This window comes from Mesobacillus sp. (genome assembly GCF_049588175.1).
GTDB lineage: Bacteria > Bacillota > Bacilli > Bacillales > Cytobacillaceae > Mesobacillus.
This window is the reverse complement of sequence record NZ_JBAVFI010000631.1, coordinates 1-2,934: the sequence shown is the minus strand read 5'-3', so window position 1 is coordinate 2,934 and position 2,934 is coordinate 1. Positions and strand designations below refer to the sequence as shown.

At 37.1% G+C, this 2,934-nt stretch carries 2 protein-coding genes and 1 pseudogene; all 3 read right to left on the bottom strand.

Going from position 1 to position 2,934, the window contains the following annotated elements; all coding sequences use genetic code 11:
- Positions 1–565 precede the first annotated feature (565 nt).
- Entirely contained in the window at positions 566–931 is a 366-nt protein-coding gene (locus WB217_RS15220) for a hypothetical protein (protein WP_423994084.1), read from the bottom strand.
- Between the two features lie 117 nt (positions 932–1,048).
- Positions 1,049–2,512: a DUF4153 domain-containing protein gene (locus WB217_RS15215; protein ID WP_423994083.1), complete on the bottom strand. Its 1,464-nt coding sequence runs from the start codon at positions 2,510–2,512 to the stop codon at positions 1,049–1,051.
- A gap of 176 nt (positions 2,513–2,688) precedes the next feature.
- Positions 2,689–2,934: pseudogene (locus tag WB217_RS15210) on the bottom strand (HAAS signaling domain-containing protein); the annotation flags it as partial.

Here is a 2,934-nt window from a genome sequence, read left to right as displayed (position 1 = left end):
TCAACCCAATGGGATACATTTCGAAAACGGATGAGGATGGAACAACGTCGCTGATTGGCCCAGCCAGCAGAGCGTTCTTACGAAAATCATAAACACTAGGGGCGTGAAGCAATACTAGATCGTACTTCAATTGAATCACCTCGGGTAGAATTGATACTCTACTAAACTGCCTATAAAAGGGAAATGTAGGATTACACCCTAATCATAACGCTAAATAGATTCGTCCCAATCTCCCAAAGGCAACTATTCTGTGAACGACTCACCGAGGTCACCTAACTGAACCTTGAAATGCATATAAATGAGGGTTTAGACCATTTATGAATATTTTGTGTTGGGTAATATATTAATTTAAAGGTATGAACAGGATGTCCTGATTGATATTCACAAGATTAAAAAACAGAGGGACTGCCTAATAGCAGTCCCACTAAAATATTATTCAAATAATTTTTTCTTAAAAGGAGTCGAATGTTCCCTATAGCCTTCTTTAGGAACACTTTATTCCCCACCGTTGCTGCTTCTTTATTCCAATTTCTCTCTCACTCAAGCAATTCAATACTATCATTATTTAGCATTTCTCTTGTTGTACCATTAACATTTCTTCCTCCACCCTGCCTAACTTAAGCAGATGAGAGTCGAGACGCTTATGGATTGTGCTGAATTCTGAGTTATTCTTCACTTCCGCCTTTTCTAACAGTTGTTGCAGTGCATTTTCTATCTTGGCGCTTTGCATTTCTTCCATACGCTCAAGTGCATCTTTTATGTCTGTGATATCAATCTGGTTCGATGTGACACGATGTTCAATGCTATCCACTTTTTCGAGCCGCTCAAGTCTTTTTTCAATTCCTTCAGCTCTTTTATTCAATGAATCAATTGAATGTCCTATACCCTTTAAGAGATTAAAGATCTCAGAAATATTCCCTTCCGTTATCATCGTTCATGTCCCCTTTATACTGACTTAAGAACATTTTATCACCATAAGACACATCGATATGTTACAAAACTAGGAACAATCAAGGGCTTTGTTTGAATTTTAGACATAAATGAACGATCACTGTAAATCGATATTCATCAATAACTTCTCAGCATTCCTCCTAGAGAAATTAATTGAACTCCATTTACCCTCTTCCATCCTGGCTTCATGTTTACGCTCTTGAAGGGCTTGCTTTAGTCCTGGATAATCTGGATTAAGCTTGTAAAGCTTAACCAATCCTTCCACGCCGTCATATGATAGGGAATTTAAATAATAGATATCGATTTTGTCTGTTTCATTGTACCGCTGCAAATTTTGCTCAACAACAAATCGGTCAAGCGGCACAGTATTGATGATCGTATAAAATATAATGGCAGAAATGATATAAAAGCGTACGAGGGATAGTCTTTCAAGCCATATTCTTATTAAAGAATAACCGAGGATGACTAAAAGGAAAATCATGAAAGCATGAGCCAGCACCCTGGTAAACGTAAAGCCATACGCCTCTTCATACATAAACAGTCTTATAAATGCTGAATAAAGCATTACTCCGCTAAAGAAAACAAGCAAAGTCAGCATTATTCGGATGAACTGCTTTATAGTCCTCGAACCCATTTCTGAAAATGAAATGACTGTGGAAATGATCATCAAGTTTAACACTGCAATGAACAGAAGTTCAAAAAATCCTCTGCGAGCGTATTCCGCATACGTAAAGCCTGTCTGAAGTGTCTCGCTGAAAAAGTATGTGAATTGAACAATGACAAACAGAAGATAAACAATATTCAATGAAATAAGTACCGTTAAACTTACCACACTATCCCAGGAAATCTTTTTGTCTGAATCAACTGGTTGTTCATCCATGCTGGACTTCTTTCTCAGCACCTGTAATAAACCAAAGATCGAAAGTGCATAAAAGACGACTGCTGCAGTCCTAAGAATCTCTTCTTCTATCTCCAATCGGGACAGCCAGCGGGGAAACGATCCAAGCATCTGCCCAAATTGCTGGTCTGCGGAAACAAGCAGATTGATGATCACCACCAAAAGTGGAAAGGAAATGGAAAGGCCAATTAAGACCCGTTTTACAAATCCACTTGTTTTCTCATCCATTCCTTTGCTTGCCAGTTTAGGTCCTTGCATCAAAAACCGGAATGAATACATGATAGCAGCGCACACTGTCAGAATGACTTTTTTTACGAACGAAAACCTATGCCATTGGTTCTGTACTGGATAAGTAACAAGCACAAGCTGAATGAGAACCAGAAACGGGATCACTAGGATATTAAGAGCATAAAGAATCATATTCGATTTTAATAAAAAGCTTGCTGCAAGCAGCCATATCGAACTAATCAGCAATACGCCTAGCTTTTTATTTGTAAATGGAAAGGATTGAAATTTCCAGAAAAACACTCCATAAAAACATGTGATAAATACAAGATAAGACAGTCCAATTTTCCCTTGCAAAAAAGATCTTTCTGCAAGTAAACCCAATCCTAGACAGACAATGAAAAATATCAGGTCATTCCTATTTAACTTCATTCCCATTAAAATCCGCTCCTTTATACATAGAATAACTATGTATATTAACAAAAAAATAAACAGCATCTCAACCAAACAATAATCTTTAAATCAGTAAGCATATTAGTACTATGTATTTATTCAAAATTAATTACCTAATCATTCTATTTACATAGTAATTCTAGGTATAATGCAAAAAAAATTTAAACAGAAGCCTTTTTGCCCCATTTGTACCCCGCCAAGCAAATTGGATACAAAAGTGCTGTGAGCAGGATGCATTTAATAATAAAGGCAGAGCTTAATAATGGCTGGAACCATCCATGTGGAATGACTTCAAATAATGTCAGGTTCATTAAAAGTATATTGGGCAAGATGGAAAGAATGAACGTCTTTTTCATCAAACTCCTGCCTCTATGGCCAAACCCCTTGCCAATTTCATATCCAAGCAG

Bases quoted from the DNA above. Each gene is read 5' to 3' on its own strand.
- WB217_RS15220 (WP_423994084.1), bottom strand. From the start codon at position 931: ATGATAACGGAAGGGAATATTTCTGAGATCTTTAATCTCTTAAAGGGT.
- WB217_RS15215 (WP_423994083.1), bottom strand. From the start codon at position 2,512: ATGGGAATGAAGTTAAATAGGAATGACCTGATATTTTTCATTGTCTGT.